This window comes from Streptococcus oralis (assembly GCF_003944215.1).
Taxonomy (GTDB): domain Bacteria; phylum Bacillota; class Bacilli; order Lactobacillales; family Streptococcaceae; genus Streptococcus; species Streptococcus oralis_BI.
Window position 1 is genome coordinate 14,110 of the sequence record NZ_RJVZ01000017.1, and the last position, 17,876, is coordinate 31,985.

Annotated in this window: 16 protein-coding genes; 6 read left to right on the top strand and 10 right to left on the bottom strand. The window is 37.7% G+C overall.

Going from position 1 to position 17,876, the window contains the following annotated elements; genetic code table 11:
- Window positions 1-8: 8 nt before the first annotated feature.
- The 7 genes from D8804_RS08785 to D8804_RS08815 all read right to left on the bottom strand — a co-directional run bounded on the left by D8804_RS08785 (window position 9) and on the right by D8804_RS08815 (window position 7,215).
- Window positions 9-1,205 carry an argininosuccinate synthase gene (locus D8804_RS08785; RefSeq protein WP_125399524.1) on the bottom strand — a complete coding sequence of 399 codons (1,197 nt, stop codon included), beginning with the start codon at window positions 1,203-1,205 and terminating at the stop codon, window positions 9-11.
- A 15-nt stretch (window positions 1,206-1,220) separates the two neighbouring features.
- A complete protein-coding gene (locus D8804_RS08790; protein WP_125399525.1) occupies window positions 1,221-2,027 on the bottom strand; it encodes an ABC transporter substrate-binding protein in 807 nt (268 codons plus the stop codon).
- A gap of 425 nt (window positions 2,028-2,452) precedes the next feature.
- On the bottom strand, window positions 2,453-2,659 hold the full coding sequence (locus tag D8804_RS10320) for a hypothetical protein (RefSeq protein ID WP_061418545.1): 207 nt from the start codon (window positions 2,657-2,659) through the stop codon (window positions 2,453-2,455).
- A 1-nt stretch (window position 2,660) separates the two neighbouring features.
- A complete protein-coding gene (locus D8804_RS08800) occupies window positions 2,661-3,041 on the bottom strand; it encodes an SP_0115 family bacteriocin-like peptide (RefSeq protein WP_125399526.1) in 381 nt (126 codons plus the stop codon).
- Between the two features lie 145 nt (window positions 3,042-3,186).
- Window positions 3,187-4,539 (bottom strand): beta-barrel domain-containing protein, encoded by a 1,353-nt coding sequence (locus D8804_RS08805; RefSeq protein WP_125399527.1) that lies wholly within the window; start codon window positions 4,537-4,539, stop codon window positions 3,187-3,189.
- The gene (locus tag D8804_RS08810) at window positions 4,536-5,003 is read right to left on the bottom strand and encodes an AraC family transcriptional regulator (protein WP_125399528.1); all 468 of its coding nucleotides are present in this window, start codon (window positions 5,001-5,003) and stop codon (window positions 4,536-4,538) included. Before D8804_RS08810 ends, D8804_RS08805 begins: the two co-directional genes overlap by 4 nt.
- Window positions 4,996-7,215 (bottom strand): peptidase domain-containing ABC transporter, encoded by a 2,220-nt coding sequence (locus D8804_RS08815; RefSeq protein WP_125399529.1) that lies wholly within the window; start codon window positions 7,213-7,215, stop codon window positions 4,996-4,998. Before D8804_RS08815 ends, D8804_RS08810 begins: the two co-directional genes overlap by 8 nt.
- Window positions 7,216-7,887: 672 nt before the next feature.
- Here D8804_RS08815 and D8804_RS08820 point away from each other — a divergent pair.
- Window positions 7,888-8,751: a helix-turn-helix domain-containing protein gene (locus tag D8804_RS08820; RefSeq protein WP_125399530.1), complete on the top strand. Its 864-nt coding sequence runs from the start codon at window positions 7,888-7,890 to the stop codon at window positions 8,749-8,751.
- Between the two features lie 51 nt (window positions 8,752-8,802).
- On the opposite strand, the gene apf is transcribed toward D8804_RS08820, so the two are convergent.
- On the bottom strand, window positions 8,803-9,429 hold the full coding sequence (gene apf, locus D8804_RS08825) for an aggregation-promoting factor (RefSeq protein ID WP_038804695.1): 627 nt from the start codon (window positions 9,427-9,429) through the stop codon (window positions 8,803-8,805).
- 240 nt (window positions 9,430-9,669) lie between these two features.
- Here apf and sdaAB point away from each other — a divergent pair, with 240 nt between their 5' ends.
- The 3 genes from sdaAB to D8804_RS08840 are packed head-to-tail and all read left to right on the top strand — an operon-like array spanning window position 9,670 to window position 11,873.
- Window positions 9,670-10,341, top strand: a complete 672-nt coding sequence (gene sdaAB / locus D8804_RS08830; RefSeq protein ID WP_038804696.1) for an L-serine ammonia-lyase, iron-sulfur-dependent subunit beta — start codon at window positions 9,670-9,672, stop codon at window positions 10,339-10,341.
- Between the two features lie 8 nt (window positions 10,342-10,349).
- Window positions 10,350-11,222, top strand: coding sequence for an L-serine ammonia-lyase, iron-sulfur-dependent, subunit alpha (gene sdaAA, locus D8804_RS08835; RefSeq protein WP_038805886.1), 873 nt, complete (start codon window positions 10,350-10,352; stop codon window positions 11,220-11,222).
- A gap of 21 nt (window positions 11,223-11,243) precedes the next feature.
- Window positions 11,244-11,873 carry an HAD hydrolase-like protein gene (locus D8804_RS08840; protein ID WP_125399531.1) on the top strand — a complete coding sequence of 210 codons (630 nt, stop codon included), beginning with the start codon at window positions 11,244-11,246 and terminating at the stop codon, window positions 11,871-11,873.
- A gap of 82 nt (window positions 11,874-11,955) precedes the next feature.
- Here the strand turns inward: D8804_RS08840 and D8804_RS08845 are convergent, their stop codons facing one another.
- Window positions 11,956-13,806 carry a nucleoside-diphosphate sugar epimerase/dehydratase gene (locus D8804_RS08845; protein WP_125399532.1) on the bottom strand — a complete coding sequence of 617 codons (1,851 nt, stop codon included), beginning with the start codon at window positions 13,804-13,806 and terminating at the stop codon, window positions 11,956-11,958.
- 65 nt (window positions 13,807-13,871) lie between these two features.
- Window positions 13,872-14,909 (bottom strand): glycosyltransferase family 2 protein, encoded by a 1,038-nt coding sequence (locus D8804_RS08850; RefSeq protein ID WP_125399533.1) that lies wholly within the window; start codon window positions 14,907-14,909, stop codon window positions 13,872-13,874.
- Between the two features lie 217 nt (window positions 14,910-15,126).
- Here D8804_RS08850 and D8804_RS08855 point away from each other — a divergent pair, with 217 nt between their 5' ends.
- Both D8804_RS08855 and D8804_RS08860 read left to right on the top strand, forming a co-directional pair.
- On the top strand, window positions 15,127-16,293 hold the full coding sequence (locus D8804_RS08855; protein ID WP_125399534.1) for a CynX/NimT family MFS transporter: 1,167 nt from the start codon (window positions 15,127-15,129) through the stop codon (window positions 16,291-16,293).
- Window positions 16,294-16,590: 297 nt separating this feature from the next.
- The coding region (locus tag D8804_RS08860) for a retron Ec67 family RNA-directed DNA polymerase/endonuclease (RefSeq protein WP_142999716.1) at window positions 16,591-17,876 on the top strand (1,286 nt) is incomplete at its 3' end.

The window sequence follows — 17,876 nt, forward strand, 5'->3', positions numbered from 1 at the left end:
TCGCGTCACTACTCAACATTTTTCTGAACTTCTGAATGAACCTTGGTCGGAAGCCCCCAAAGCTTGATAAATCCAACGGCTGCATCTTGGTCAAAGGTATCCGCACTAGTATAAGTCGCCAAATTTTCATCGTAAAGAGAATTTGGTGATTTCCGAGCCACTACCTGGGCGTTCCCCTTATAGAGTTTAACTTTTGCAGTTCCATTGACAACTTTCTGTGTCTCCTTGATATAGGCAATCAAAGCCTGAGTTGCTGGGCTAAACCACAAGGCATTATAGATGAGATTGGACAACTCATTTTCGATAATAGGTTTGAAATGAGCCACTTCTCTCACAAGAGTCAAGTCCTCAATCTCCTTATGAGCTGTCAATAAAGTCACAGCACCTGGGCACTCATAAATCTCTCTTGACTTAATACCGACTAGGCGATTTTCCACATGGTCAATACGACCAACACCGTGTTTGCCTGCAATTTCATTGAGCTTTTGAATCAGATCAGCCACTTTCATCTTCTCGCCATTGAGGGAGATGGGCACCCCACAGCTAAACTCAATATCAATAAATTCTGGACTGTCTGGTGCCTCTTCTGGAGAAGATGTGATTCCAAATGCTTCTTCTGGTGCTTGGTGCCAAGGGTTTTCCAAAACACCACATTCATTTGCACGTCCCCAAAGATTTTGGTCAATAGAGTAAGGATTGTCAAGGTCAGCTGGAACTGGAACTCCGTTTTCTTTGGCATATTGGATCTCTTCTTCACGAGACCATTTCCACTCACGAACAGGCGCAACTACCTTTAAATTGGGATCCAAAGCTGCAATAGAGACTTCAAACCGAACTTGGTCGTTTCCCTTACCTGTACAACCATGGGCAATTGTAGTTGCCCCCGTCTGATGAGCTATTTCAACGAGTTTTTTTGAAATAAGAGGGCGACTCAGAGCGGATACCAAGGGATACTTTTGCTCATAGTAGGCATGAGCCTGAAGGGCCACTAAAACATAGTCATTAGCAAATTCTTCCTTAACATCAATGACATAAGACTCAACAGCCCCAACCTTGAGAGCTTTATCGTGGATGAACTCCAAATCTTTTCCCTCACCCACATCCATACAAACAGCGATCACATCATAGTCTTTTTTTAACCATGTAATAGCAACTGATGTATCCAATCCACCTGAATAGGCTAAAATAACTTTTTCCTTACTCATTTCTCATCCTTCTTTCTATTTTTCGATAGAGGCTTTAAAAGCATCATCAATCAATTTGTCCAACTCCCCAGAATCCTTCAACTTCTGGATGGTTTTGTCAACCGCCTCTTTTAATTCTTTACTGTCTTTTTTCATCGCAACAGCGTAGGAATCTTCTTTGTCATTGTCAAAATCAAACTCAGTGATGGCTAGGTCTGGATTATTTTCTACAAATCCTTTCGCCACTGGTTCCTCAAAGATAACCGCATCTAGTTGCCCTGATTTCAAATCTGTTATCAAATTTCCATTTTTAGGAAGTGAAACGAGAGAAGCATTCTGCAAGGTTTCTTTGACCAAAGTCTCCTGGATAGAACCTTTCTGCGCTCCAACCTTTTTCTGAGCCAAATCCTTCACTGATTGGTAATTCGTTAATTCAGATTTTCTTACGATCACCTTATTTTTCGAAGTGTAGTAGGGAATTGAAAAATCGTAAACTTGACTTCTCTCCTCCGTTTTAGAAACACCTGATATGGCGAGATCGGCCTTTCCTGAATCAAGACTAGCCAGTACATTGTCAAAACTCATTGGAGAGAACTCCACTTCCACACCTAGTTCCTTTGCGATGGCTTTGGCTAGCTCAACATCTGAACCCACAATCTGATTTTTCCCATCGACTAATTTCTGGTATTCAAATGGAGCAAACTCTGGATTTAGGGCCACCACCAATTTTCCTTTAGCTTTAATGGCTTCAACACCTTGGGATTGAGTGTTACTACAAGCAAATAATAAGGGAAACATAAGCAAACCAAACATCGTCATCAACACCTTCTTTACTTTATTCATAGAAAACCTCCTCTTATTTTTATACTTTTAAATTGTATAAATAATACACTTCTCGCCCTCGTTTGTCAAGAGAAAACTGTATTTTATCTCATTTTATTCAAGAAAAAAGCTTATTATTTGAGTTTTAAAACAATTCAAAACATTGCATTGAATTCATACAAAAAGAGTATTCCTGAAAAGATATTTACACTTTTTGTTCTAGCAAAACAAAAAAGAGTCCTAAAGGACTCTCAGAACGTAGACAAACCCTATCAGAGTTGCAAAATTGCTCTTTTGAAGGTTGGCTATTATATAGTAGAAACTCTTAGAAATGCTGATATAATGCTATTTTTAAGAGTTTTCTACTTTCTCTAGCAAAGAAAAAGATTGAAGAAAATTGTCCAAAATGGACTTTTTCTTCAATCTGGACACTTTTCAAATCCAAACTATTCTTTATAGAAAAAATTCCTATAAATTCGAGCAATAGTTAAAATACAAACAAATATAATACCCAAAATAGATAATACTATTTTCACAAAGCTCATTTCAGAACCTATGATATATATATGAAAAAGAGGGGCTAGTCCTACACATAGAGACAATAGATAACTAATAAATCTTATCTCACCAATTCCTGCAAAAAAATGTTTCATTTTAAGCAAAAATATAACCATCTAGGTTACCGTCAGCCCAATCAGCCCCATATGCGATTGCTCCACCTAGTGAAAATCCAGTAACAGTTAGCGCAACGTTTAGTGCAGTATTGGCTAAATGGCCAGCTGCGCTACCTACATGTTTAATTATTAAACTACGTAATGTTCTCGTAATAGCCCCTCTATTAGCTGAGATAGCTTTTTTTATTGCATAAGCAGAATAAATTGTCGCACCACCACTATAGATGGCCAGACCTACATCCAGAACTGTTGCAAGACTACCTCTACTATTCCACCAGTTACGACCAACACCACCCCCATCAAGATACATCATCTCTTCTTGCTCAAGAGCAACATAATTATTTGGTAATACGAGTTCCATTTATTTTCTCCTTTTTTATTAGGCATGGTTAGGATAGGTTCCTAACAAGTAATCGTCGACTTTGTTTATAGCACTTAGTTACCTAGATAAGATATCTTTCCTTTATCTTACTTTATTTTATAGGTGACTTAATGTTTAAAACCAATTATTGCTTGAAACTTAACATTTCCAAAATCCAATCAAGATAGGTTTCTTTATCATAGACAATCCTCACTTCAACTGGCATATCCTTTTGGAGGACGACTGTCTCACTTCCATGTTTTAGAGTTAAGGTTTCTAATTCTATCATGACTTTATAAAGACTGATATTCCCCTCTTTCGTTTCTTGGGAAATTGTTCCTGAATCAATCTGTCTGACTTGTCCCTTCAGTGTTCCATATTTCTGACTATTTACACCAGTAATAGCAACTTCAGCTTTTGCTCCTTCAGAAACACGAGAAATATCGCTTGCAAGTACAAAAGCTTCTACATAGTAACCTTTTTCTTTCCCTGAAACTTCTGCCACCGTCTGGTTTTGCTGAATAGACATTCCTTGTTTTAAAGGTATCATATAGTGCAGAGTGCCATCGCTTGGCGCTAAAATGCTATGAGCTTTATCTTGACCTGTTGCCACTCCAAGATTAGCCTCAAGTTCAGTAATACTTTTATTGTTGTTTGAACGAGCAGTACCTAACTCACTAATTAATTGGGCATAAATATTATAAGCCTGAGAAGTTGGATCATTATAGGTACGGTTCATATCCTTAATATTGCTTTGTTGACTATCAATCTCGCTATTCTTAGAAGTAATACTTGTTTTTAATGCTTCGATTTTTGTTGTTATTTCTGATATCTTAGCTTCTAACTTAGCTTTATCATCAGCTGATGTCGTATCTGATAGAGGGGATGAGTCTGATTGTTGTTGAAGCTGAAGTAATTCATTTTGTAAAGCCTGCAAGTCGGTATTTAACTGATTTCTTTCAGTCGTCATTTTATTCAACTTCGTATACTCATCCTGAATCTTTGAATACTGGGTACCATTGTTATAATTTTCTGAATTTAATTGAGACAGGTAGTATTCAACTTTCCCATAATATTCCTGTTCTTCGCCCGAATTGGACATATGGTTGTATTTCTCATTTAATGATTGTTCAAATTTTTGAAAGACGGCTTCTTTTGCGCGTAACTTCTCCAATTGTTTATTTAAAGAGCTCGCTTGTAAACCTTCTTGTCCACTTGATAACGAAACAATGACATCTCCTGCTTTTACAATATCCCCTTCTGACTTATGTAAAGTAACTACCTTCCCTGAACTAATTGCTGATAGGAACTCTGTACCTGTTATAAGTGAATTCCCATTCGCTTTTACAATATAGTTTTTGGGTATATAAGCTGCGCCAATCAATGCACCACTTAAAATAATAGCAGTTGAAATAATGAGAATGAACACAAAAGCTGGTGGTTTCTTATCAAAGAAAATACGAGAATAACGTAATTCTGATTTATTATATAATTTCATAGGCTTACAATTGGTCTAAAAATATCTACTACCATTTTTTCAGGAGAAGAATTAACATAAACTGTATAGACAATCCCGTCCGTTTGAATATCATTTTCATAGACATGTAGATCCAATTTAGAATACGCATACTGTAGATACTCTGGACTGTCTTCAAAACGAACATATAAACAATATGGAACAGAGATGGAATCCTGTACATCATAAATGTTACTGTACTGTTGAGCATTATGGGCTTGGATATAAAACTCAAAATCAGTCGTTATCAATCCATCATCATGAATAGTTGTACCACAACTTTTTACAATTAATGGACCAAAAATTTGTGCTTTTAATAATTGCAAATGTTGATAAAACTTTTCAATCTCTTGATTTATATTTTCTGCTTTTATATCATACAACTTTTTACAGATAACTGACTTTAGTACTAGTTTTTTATTATCTTTAATCTCTAGTTTAGCCATAAGTAACCTCCTCTGCATCTAACATAACCGACGGTTCTACTTGTTGCTTCATATAAATACTCTGTAACTCGACCATTCTAGCATATTTTCCGTTTTTCGCCATTAATTCCTCATGAGTTCCATATTCCACAATGGAACCATTCTCCAAAAAACATATCTTATCACATCGAAGAATTGTAGACAGCCTGTGTGCTACTACAATTGTTGTCTTATCCATTATTTTATTAAAGATTAAATCCTGAATAATCTGTTCACTAAATGAATCTAAGTTAGAGGTTGCCTCATCAAATATATACAAGTCAGCTTTACTCAGTAGTGCTCTTGCAATAGCCAATCGTTGTTTCTCTCCACCCGAGAAATTTTGACCACCTTCTTCTACAAAGGAGCCATAACGATTTTGAAGACGTTGAATCGTATCATGAATACCAACAATACGACAAACTCTCACCATATCCTCATATGTGACAGAAGGATTACCAATTTTTAGATTATCAATAATTGTCCCTGTAAAGAGCTCTATGGTCTGTGGAATGTAGGAAATTTTCTTACGTAGTTTACCATAGTCAAGATCTGATAAGTCATTTTCTCCTATACAAATTTTCCCCTCACTCGGATTTATAAATCTTAATAACAAACGAACTAGCGTACTTTTTCCTGCTCCGCTTTCTCCAACAAAAGCTATTTTTTCTCCTTGTTTAATTCGCAAATTAAAGTTTTTGATAACAGGAGGGCGTGAACCATAGGCAAATGTTACATCTTTAAATTCAATGTCATCACATAAGGTGAAGTCTCTAATACTATAATCCAAGTCAAGGTCTTCACGATCTACTTCCATCAATTCTTGAAGCCGACTAACCGCAACCTGTACCTCTTGAAAGGTTAACTGCAAACCAACTAGATTCTGAATAGGTTCTGTAAAATATTGACTTAATGTCTGAAAAACCAAGAGGTCCCCAATGGTCATTTTCCCATCAATGATAAATAAGGCGCCCACTCCCATAAATAATAACCCACCCATGGTTGAGGTCATTGAAGATATTGTAGACTGAATATTCTGCAAAACACCCTCTTTATAACCAATTTCTAAAGTATGAACAAATTTTTCTTCAATTTTGTTTAAACGTTGTTCCTCGTCATGCTGAGACTTAATGGTATCAATGTTACGAATGGATTCAATTAACTGTGAATTAAGAAGTCCATTTGCTTCCATTTGTTCATGATTAATTTTTTTATAAGGCTTTTTAAAACAGTATATAAGAATGATGTTAACAATAACCATAAAAACCAATATCAGAAATAAAGATTGATTAATAGTCCAAAGGACAACCGCACTAATAACTGACAAGGTGATATCCATAACTAATGAAATAGAGACTGACGTAAACACATTCTTTATCGTCATCGCATCCTGAAATCTCGTTAAAACATCACCAACTCTACGACTTCCAAAAAAACTATAGGGAAGATGAATAATATGGTCATAATATCCCATTAAAACCGGTATATCAATTTTTCGAGATAGAAACAAAAGAACGTGCTGACGAAATGCAGATAGAAGAGTCTGTAAGAACGACACTATTCCAAATACTATCAAAAACATATACAGACTATTTTTTAAAGCATATGGAATCACCTCGTCCATGATAACTTTTGAAAAGAGACTCGATAAAATACCAATGATACTTAAAACAAAGGAAGCTAATATGACTGTACTAATCAATCCTTTTTGATTAAAAATCAACGTTCCAAATAAATCAAGAAGTCCTTTTCCCTTTAGTTTCCCTCTTTCAAAATCCGAATTTGGAACCATAAAAAGAGTAATACCTTGATAAATTTCTCCCAGTTCGTCACTTGACATCTTGCGTATGCCACTAGCAGGGTCTGCTACGTAGAATTTACTATTCATTTTGATACTATGTAATACCACAAAATGATTTTGACCTAAATCGTTCTTAACTTGAAGAATCGCAGGAAATGTTAATTTCGGGGTCAAATCTTCCAGAGCTACTCGGACAGCTTTTACCGTAAAATTCAATTTGTTCAGACCTGAAACAATACCACTTACAGTCGTTCCATACATGTCTGTCCCAATAATTTCCCGAATCTTCATGATTGATAGTTCCTTTTTGTAAGATAAAAGAACTGTTGAAACAACTGCTGCAGCACAATCTGACTGATCGTGTTGCATCGTACAAGGATATTTTTTTAACATAGAATACTCAATTCTTTAGAATTAATCTAACTTTTATACCATATATGCTAAATAGCTACAATATTATGATATCTGCCATGATGCTATAACTTATAAAAGACTAATTTTTGACATGTAGTTAATCAATTCATTCTAAATTTGCACAAGAGATAGTGCTATTGCACTTATTCCAAATCTCTTTCCTAGAAAGACTTCGTTTAACAAAATAACTCTATCTCTTGAGTGCTAAAGACTGCACATTTAGCATGAAATATTATCAGAAAACTTTTCTTTGATGTCACCCAAACCTCAATCACTGCCCCGTAGTTCTTGAATCAGTCTATTTTCAACTGTATCATTCTTTGTTCTTGATATCGTTCCAAGCATTGTAGTACAGCAGATTTTTGTCCAAGGACTGAGCTTCCTCTAACAACTCAAGCTCCCTTACATTATATTGGCCAGCCCCATGGAAAGATTATGGCCAGACTAATCAATGATATAATACATACTAGAATACAAAATATTTTTTTATTCATCATTTTTCCTCTTATCTTTGGTTCCATTTTTAAACTATGTCAACCTTTTTTACAAATTTATTTCGACTTTCTTTTTTACTTTTTATATTACTATGATACAATATGTTTAATAGGATTCAATTCCTTGTTAACTTTTTTCACACATAAGGAGGAGATCATGCGCTACGATTTTGGAAATGTTTATAAAGAAATCCGTGAGTCAAAAGGGTTGACCCAAGAAGATGTCTGTGGCAGCGTCCTTTCAAGAACCAGCCTATCAAAAATCGAAAGTGGCAAGACAACTCCTAAATATGAGAATATGGAGTTTCTTCTCCAGCAAATTAATATGACCTTTGAAGAGTTTGACTATATTTGCCATCTCTATCAACCTAGCCAACGAGCGGAAATCATACAAAGCTACCTCAATATGAGCTCAATCCTAGGGACTAGTGAACTCGAAAAACTATTTCAAAAATGCCAAGACTATCTCAAGACCCACCACGATCTCCCTATAGAGGAAATCAGCGACATGCTTGAAGTTGTCATTTATATCCGTCAACACGGGACAGGGGAATTATCAAACCACACAGAACAGATTGTCAAGAAACTTTGGAGAAAAATTGAAAAACAAGATACGTGGTATGAGAGTGACCTAAAAATCCTCAATACCATCCTTTTCAGATTTCCCATTGAACACCTCCATCTCATCACTGGAAAAATCTTGCAACGCTTAGAAGTCTATAAAAACTATCAACATTTATATGACTTGCGAATGGCAATCCTACTCAACCTCTCTACCATTTACTTATACAATCAAGATAGAAACATGTGCCAACAAATCTGCTACACTTTACTGGAGGATGCCAAGAACAAGAAAAGCTACGATAGGCTTGCTATCTGCTATGTCCGTATTGGAATTTGTACGTATGATTCTAAACTTATTCAAAAAGGATTCTCCCTTCTGGAACTAACCGATGAGACCTCTATGCTATCTCATCTCCAAAAAGAAGTAGAAAACTATTATCAACCGAAAGAAATATAAAAAAGTCGAGGAAATTCCTCGACCTTTACATATTTTTCTGTTAGTTATTTCTTAATACCAACCGTTGTTAAGCCAGAAGTTCTTGGCAGCTGTCCATGAACCGTAACGTCCTGCAACGTAGGCATCTGCTACACGTTCTTGGTTTTCAGCTGAGTAGTCACCGTTCAAGTATGAATCTGTCAATTGATAACGTCCGATATAACGTCCGTTTGTAGCTGTGTAGCTACCACCTGATTCTTTTTGAGCGATCCATTCTTTGGCTTCTGCTTCAGATCCACTTACAGTTGAAGCTGTGTAACTTTCTTCTTCATAAGAAGTGCTGGTTGTAGCAGCTGGTGCTTCGTAAGTTGTTGTTTCAGTTATTTCTTCGTAAGTCGTAGTCTCTTCGATTGTTTCTCCTGTTGCCGCTGGGGCTTCATAAGTTTTCGCAGCTGGAGCTGTCCCTTCGATGACCAAAACTTGATCCACAAAGATCAGATGAATATCCTCTATCTTGTTTTTTTCTGCCAATTTTTCAACCGTAGTGTTGTACTTCTCAGCGATTTCTGAAAGAGTGTCACCTGGTTTAACTGTATAAGTGATTGTTTCATCTGCAAAAGCAAGTGATGGTGCAAGGAAAGCAAGGAAAGTTGCTGCTCCTGCAAGAGTTAATTTGATTTTTTTAGTTGTTAATGTCATTTCTAAAAATTCTCCTTTTTACTATGCTTCTATCATACCGTTTGAATATTACCGTTTCTTGACGGTTTCGTGTAAAAATATTACAAAAATATTTTATATTTACTGAAACATTGATATTTTTGTCATAAAAGACAAGATTTTATACCATTTTTATCCATTTTTTCGGTTTTATAAGGGAAATAAGCACAGAACTTCATTCTTTGATATAATAGAAACAAGAATCTTTGTAAGGGGAAACAGATGCACTCACTTCGTTTTCAATCTGTCTTTGATATTATCGGCCCTGTCATGATCGGCCCATCAAGTAGCCATACAGCTGGTGCGGTTCGTATCGGAAAAATCGTGTCTTCTATCTTTGGTGATAGACCGACAGAGGTGGAATTCCAACTATTTAATTCATTTGCCAAGACCTACCGTGGCCATGGAACAGATCTTGCTCTCGTTGCGGGTATTTTAGGTATGGATACGGACGATCCCGACATTCCCAATAGCCTAGAGATTGCCCATAAACGTGGTATCAAGATTGTCTGGACCATTCAGAAAGACAGCAACGCTCCTCACCCTAACACCACTAAAATCACTGTGAAGAATGAACACAAATCCATTAGTGTGACGGGGATTTCTATTGGTGGGGGAAATATCCAAGTTACGGAGCTTAATGGCTTTGCTGTTTCTCTCAACATGAACACACCAACCATTATCATCGTGCATCAGGATGTCCCAGGTATGATTGCCCATGTTACTGAAGCCCTCTCTCGTTTCGATATCAACATCGCTCAGATGAATGTGACTCGGGAAAAAGCTGGAGAAAAAGCCATCATGATTATTGAAGTTGATAGTCGAAGTTGTGAGGAGGCGATTGAAGAAATCCGAAAAATCCCCCATCTCCACAATGTCAATTTCTTTAAGTAGGAGGAAACATGTTTTATTCTATCAAAGAATTGGTCGAGCAGGCGGATCTAGACTTCCAAGGAAATGTCGCAGAACTCATGATCGCGACAGAATATGAACTGACCGGCCGGGAACGTGCAGAAGTTCTTCTCCTCATGGAGCGCAATCTAGAAGTCATGAAAGCCTCTGTCGAGCTCGGTCTTAGTGAAAACAAATCCCGTAGCGGCCTAACAGGTGGAGATGCGGCCAAACTAGACCGCCATCTCAAAAGTGGCAAGGCCTTGTCTGACTTTACCATCCTATCAGCAGCCCGTAATGCCATCGCGGTCAATGAACACAACGCTAAAATGGGTTTGGTATGCGCTACCCCAACCGCAGGAAGTGCTGGTTGTTTGCCAGCCGTTCTCACTGCTGCTATCCAAAAATTAGACCTTAGCCACGAAGAACAGCTGGATTTCCTCTTTGCTGCGGGTGCCTTTGGATTGGTTATCGCAAACAACGCTTCTATCTCAGGTGCTGAGGGTGGCTGCCAGGCCGAAGTCGGTTCTGCCTCTGCCATGAGTGCCGCAGCCTTGACCTTGGCTGCAGGTGGAACGCCCTATCAAGCCAGTCAAGCCATCGCCTTTGTCATTAAAAATATGCTGGGCCTCATCTGCGACCCCGTCGCTGGTTTGGTTGAAGTTCCTTGTGTCAAACGAAATGCCATGGGGGCTAGCTTTGCCTTTATCGCGGCAGATATGGCCTTGGCAGGTATTGAGTCTAAGATCCCTGTTGACGAAGTCATCGATGCCATGTACCAAGTCGGTTCCAGCCTCCCAACTGCCTTTCGTGAAACAGCTGAGGGTGGACTCGCAGCCACCCCTACTGGCCGTCGCCTACAAAAAGAAATCTTCGGAGAATAACCTTATCTAATAGGAGAAACTATGTCATCAATCTCAGCCATCTTTTTCGATCTAGACGGAACTCTGGTTGACAGTTCCATCGGGATCCACAATTCCTTTACTCATACCTTTAAAGAACTAGGAGTTCCAAGTCCTGATGCTAAAACCATTCGTGGTTTCATGGGTCCACCGCTTGAAACTAGTTTTGCAACGTGTCTCCCAAAGGAACAAATCTCGGAAGCTGTTCAAACCTATCGTTCTTACTACAAGAAAAAAGGGATCCACGAAGCGCAACTCTTTCCTCGAATGACCGAATTGCTTCAAGAACTCTCACAAACCTATCCTCTCTATATCACCACAACAAAGAATACTCCTACTGCTCATGATATGACTAAAAATCTGGGAATTCATCATTTCTTTAACGGCATTTACGGTTCTAGTCCTGAAACACCACACAAGGCGGATGTCATCCGTTACGCCTTGCAGACACATCAACTCCCTGCAGACCAAGTCCTCATCATCGGGGATACTAAGTTTGATATGATCGGAGCCCAAGAAACTGGCATTAAAAAGTTTGCTGTTACTTGGGGATTTGGAGAAGAGGCTGATTTGCTCAGCTATCAACCTGACTGGATTGCCCATACAATCGATGATATCATCAGTCAGCTATAACAAGCCAATAGACTAAAAAGGCCAAGATCCTGTATAAACAGAATCTTGGCCTTTGATTTATAATCAATTACATGAGTCACTCTTACTCAATATGAGTTGTTTCATTTGCAAAGGAAATGATTGCTTCTTTGAGCTCATCTCCGCTGAGTGAACGGAACTCTTCAATTTTCTGATTGATGGCTTCTAGTGGCATGACATTTACCTTACCAACGAAAATCTTGTCCATGACTTGGTTATCAACCAATTCGGTCGAAACCAAGAGTTCCTCATAGAGCTTTTCACCCGGACGAATACCGACCTCAACGATTGGAATTTCACTTTCTGTGTGTCCGCTTAGAAGGACCATTTTCTTAGCCAAGTCATAGATCTTAACTGGTTTGCCCATATCGAGGATAAAGACTTCTCCGTCCTTGGCATAAGCGCCAGCATGGATTACTAGACGGCTAGCCTCTGGAATAGTCATGAAGTAACGTGTCATACGGAAGTCTGTCACCGTTACAGGACCACCTTCAGCAATCTGGCGTTCAAAGACAGGAATCACGCTACCACGGCTACCGAGAACATTCCCAAAACGGACTGCACAGTAGGTTGATTTGCTACGTTGGTTAAAGCCAGTGACAATCAACTCTGCCACACGCTTGGTTGCGCCCATAACATTCGGTGGATTGACCGCCTTGTCAGTCGAAATCATGACCATCTTAGGTACTTTGGCTGCATCAACAGCCTTGGCAACATTGTAGGTTCCTAGGATATTGTTCTTGAAGGCTTCTTTTGGATTGCGTTCCATCATCGGAACATGTTTGTGGGCTGCAGCATGGTAGACGATGGCTGGTTTGTACTGTTCAAACACTTGTAGAAGACGATCATAGTCCTGAATATCTGCAATGACAGGAACATAATCAATCCCTTGGAATGTACGAATCAATTCATGGTAAACGAGGTAGATAGAATTTTCACCATGCCCCAGCAAAATCACGCGTTCAGGATTAAAGCGACTGACCTGACGACAAATCTCTGAACCAATCGAACCGCCGGCTCCTGTCACCAAGATGGTCTTGCCTGTAAGCTCTGCACCAAGACGGGATTCGTCGAGACGGATTTCCTGACGGCCCAAAAGGTCTGTAATGTCAATTTTCTGGAAGCCGCTACCTGGTTGGTGAAGTCCCTGAACAACTGTTTCAACCTTGGGCATCTTGTAACATTTGATACCGAGTTTATTACACATCTGCAGGATACGTTCGTACTCTGACGGATCAAGCGAAGGAATGGCTACGATGACGCGCTCGATTTGGTGACGTTTAGCTAATTCAGGCAGATTATCATAAGAGCCCAAAACTGGGATTCCACCTAGTTTTTGTCCCTTTTTCTTCTCATCATTATCCAAAATTCCCACTAGCTCAAGGTCACTAGTTGGGTGTTGGTAGCTATTCATAAAGAGGGCCCCACCATCACCAGCACCAATCAAGAAGGTACGGCGGTGTTCGCCCTCCCCACTTCCCTGCTTGCGCTTAGAATAAATCAACTGCCAAGTGATACGAGGGAGTAAGATCAGGAAGGTACTCAATAAGATAAAGAGTATGATGAATCGGATAGAAAATAGAGGAAGAAAGGCGTAGCAAAGTCCGTAAGAGACAATGCTGCTGACGGTTACGCCAAAAAAGATTTTTAAGAAATCTGTGATTTTACTATAGCGACTAATACTCGCATTGAGCCCCCAAAATCCAATCATGATTTGATAGAAGAGGAAAGCCAAACCAGTATAGATAACATAGTCCACAGGCGCTGGGTTAATCAAGCCATAAAAGAGAATGTAAGACACGATGATGGAAACCACCATACTAATAATATCAAATACACCCCAGAACACCTGCTTTTGCTGTTTATTTAAAATTTCAACCAGATCAATCACATAATCTGTTAGTTTTTTATTCATAGGAATTTACTCCCCCTTAAAAGAGTTGGATAATACTGTTGTTAATCTTTTTGAGAACATCTTCTCTAATTCTCCAAATAAATAATCTGATTTCTATAAGTTTGCTTCCATTTAAATCCCTTAATAAAACCAAACAAGGTTCCAACTCCATAAGAAAAATGAATGGCGAACAAAAGAATAGGCATTAGAAGCAATAGCATGTTTTTATGCTTTGCATAAGTTAATACTGTCAACATGAGAACAAATAAAAAGTAAATTGCAATTAGAGAAAAAAGAAATGTCACTGAAAATGGTACTAACAAAATACTTAAGAAGATACTTAGAACAAAAACAAAAGGAACATAATGAAAGATTGATAGGCACTGTGGTTTAACATGTGTTGTTAAACCAATCCACAATCCATTAGAATATTTTTGGTAGAGCATCTTTTTAAGAGTCGGCCGAATATACTGATAAGATAAAACACTCGGGCTATACCGAATGCGATAGCCATGTTTTCTGATCCGATAGTGAAGTTCATTATCTTCTGTTCGACCAAGTTGCTCATCTACTAAGCCAGCTTGTTGAAAAACTTCTCGTCTATACATCCCATGAAAAATGGAAGATACATACCTATCTTGAGAACTATTGCGATAATCAGCAATACTACTTCCAAACATATTTTCTTCAACAAGATGTAGGACTTCTGACCACTTATCTTTTTCTTCAACAATGGTCGGTCTTGTTCCTCCACAAACAAACTCTCCTTGGTTAATCAGAGCAACATTCGCACTCACAAAATTTTCTGTAACTTTTGAATGAGCATCAATCTTCAAAATAACATCGCCTATTGATTGCTTGATACCCATATTAAATCCACTAGCTTGATTTTTCTTGGGATTATCATAAAGTCTGATGGATCTAAACTCATTATTTTTCTTTATAAATTGTTGTACTATCTCTTTCGTTGCATCGGTCGACATAGCATTAATAAATAGAATTTCAATATTTTTTTTATTATATGTTTGATTTTTTAAATCTTCAATGAGATCCGGCAAATATTTCTCTTCATTGTATGCGCTGATAACAATTGAAACCAGCCTTTCACCAATATTTTGAGTCACTTCTACTCTCCTGAATTATTCCTTCCACTATTTTATCACAAATTTTCTCACTTTCCTATTTTTATATCAAATCAAGGAAAATTCTAGTAAAGAAATGTATCTCCTTTCACTCTATTCTCGCTTAAATCAATCGAACTTTCTTAGCTGTCATTACTTGACATTATAAGGAAAAAAACTTAAAATAAGCTGTTATTAAAATCATCTATTCGAGGTTTTTATGAAAAAACAATCACTCTTTTTTATCCTAGGAATTGTCTTAATCGGGACCGTTTTACGCTCTCCTTTCACTGCTCTTCCAACCATTTTAGGAGATATCGCTCAGGGACTAGGAGTGGAGGTTAGCTCTCTTGGAATTTTAACCAGTCTCCCTCTCTTGATGTTTGCTCTTTTTTCTGCTTTTGCAAGCCGCTTGGCTCAAAAAATCGGGTTGGAACATCTCTTTACTTACTGTCTCCTCCTCTTAACTATTGGCTCTGTCATTCGGATTTTCAATCTTCCCCTTCTCTATCTAGGAACTCTAATCATCGGAGCAAGTATCGCCATTTTCAATGTACTCCTCCCAAGTATGATCCAGGCAAATCAGCCTCAAAAGATTAGTTTCCTAACAACTCTCTATGTCACTGCCATGGGAATTTCGACAGCCATCGCTTCATATCTTTCGGTCCCTATCACCCAAGCTAGTTCTTGGAAGGGCCTCATCCTCGTTCTCAGCTTTCTCTGTCTGGTCACTCTGCTAGTCTGGTTGCCAAATCATCGCCACAACCACTATCTAGAAGGCCAAAAAGAAAAGCAAGTCAAAGAAAATATTCTAAAAAGTAAAGATGTCTGGGCCATCATTATCTTTGGTGGTCTTCAGTCCTTGCTCTTTTATACGAGCATGACCTGGCTTCCAACGATTGCTATTAGTGCTGGTCTTTCTAATAGTGATGCGGCTCTTCTAGCTTCTATCTTCTCGCTGATCAGCATTCCTTTTTCAATGACTGTTCCAAGTCTGACGACTCATCTGTCAGACGGCCACCGTCGAATCATGCTAACAATTATCTCTATCGCTGGGATGACAGGAATTGCCATGCTCTTGTATCCAAGTAGCAGTTTCCTCTACTGGTTAGTCGTCCACCTCTTGATTGGAACGGCCTGCAGCGCCCTCTTCCCCTACCTCATGGTTTGTTTTTCTCTTAAAACCAGTTCGCCTGAAAAGACTGCTCAGCTATCAGGACTAGCGCAAACAGGGGGCTACATCTTAGCAGCTTTTGGTCCTACCTTGTTTGGTTACAGTTTTGAACTTTTCCAATCTTGGATCCCAGCTGTCCTTGCCCTTCTAGTCATCGATATCATCATGACCGTCTCACTCTTTATGGTGGATCGGGCTGATAAGATACTTTAATTTTTCTAAAATACTTCTCAGATATAAACAATGCAAAGCCAGACTCTGTCTGGTTTTTTTGGTCCATACAAAAATCTAGTTTAATACACCTTAAAACTAGATTAATATCTTGTTTTGTGATAGAATATGTTTGCGTATGATTAGATTTTTGACTTGTGTGTTCGCAAGTATTAACAGCAATGTTATAGGAATGTTTGGCTTCACCTAGTTTTATTAGCTAGGGATTTTCTTGGATTTCTTCTGGAAATCTTGTTCGCGTAAGAGTTATCATACGCTTTTTTTTATGAGGAAAAAATTATGACTAAATTCAATCAACTACAAACAAAAGATGACTTTGCTAAACTCCTCGGCTTTAAAAATGCTAAATACATTAACTATTTATTGTACAACTTACAAACTGATAATTTATATACCACCTTCACTATTCCTAAAAAGAATGGTGGAGAAAGAGTTATACACGCTCCTACAAAAGAGTTAAAATTTCTTCAGAAAAAATTAGCTAATATTTTATGGGAGTGCTACCTTGAAAGCTTGGAATCTAAATCGAAGGACAAGAACTTTAAAACACCTGTTCTGTCTCATGCATTTGAAAAGGGGAAAAGCATTATTACCAACTCTCAGATGCATCGAAACAAAAAATACATTCTGAACATTGACTTGAAAAATTTTTTCGATTCTTTTAATTTTGGAAGAGTAAGAGGCTTCTTTATAAAAGACAGGGATTTTGCTGTTTCACCAGAAATTGCTACAGTAATTGCTCAAATTGCATGTTACCAAGGTAAGTTACCACAAGGAGCCCCTTCTTCTCCCATCATCACAAATTTAATTACTAGAATTTTAGATTATCGGATTGTCAAAATTGCTAAAAAATATCGTTTTACATATTCTAGATATGCCGATGATATGACTTTTTCAACAAATCGTGAATTAAACTCTAATAAATTGAGGGCAAGCAAAGAGTTGGATAACTTTTTAACTGAATTAGAGAAGGTAATCATCTCATCTGGTTTTGAAATCAATCCTAAAAAAACACGATTGAGTAATAATATGCAGCGCCAAGAAGTTACTGGACTAGTTGTAAACAAGAAGATAAATGTAAAAAGAGAGTACATAAAAAATACTCGTGCAATGGCTTTTCAATTATACAAAGATGGTGCTTTTGAAATAGATAAAAAACCAGGAACGCTGAATCAATTAACGGGACGATTTGCTTTTATTTTTCAAATAGAACAATACAACAACTACTTACTTTATAAAAAATCCCTGATACAAAATAATCTAGATTCACAAAAATATTTATTAGGAAGAAATTTATTAAAAAAATCTGAATCGAAATATTATTGGAAGTATATCTTTTATAATAAAGACTTACAAAAGGAATTGTTGCATAACACCAAACATCATACATATAATTTACCTACAGAATTTTACAGTATCGGTAAAGAAGAAAAGAAAATATACATGTCTTTATTTAATTCTAGAGAAAAAGAGTACAAGAAATTTCTATTTTATAAATATTTTTTCGGAAATGACAAACCGATAATTGTAACAGAGGGAAAGACCGATCCACGATATATTAAAGC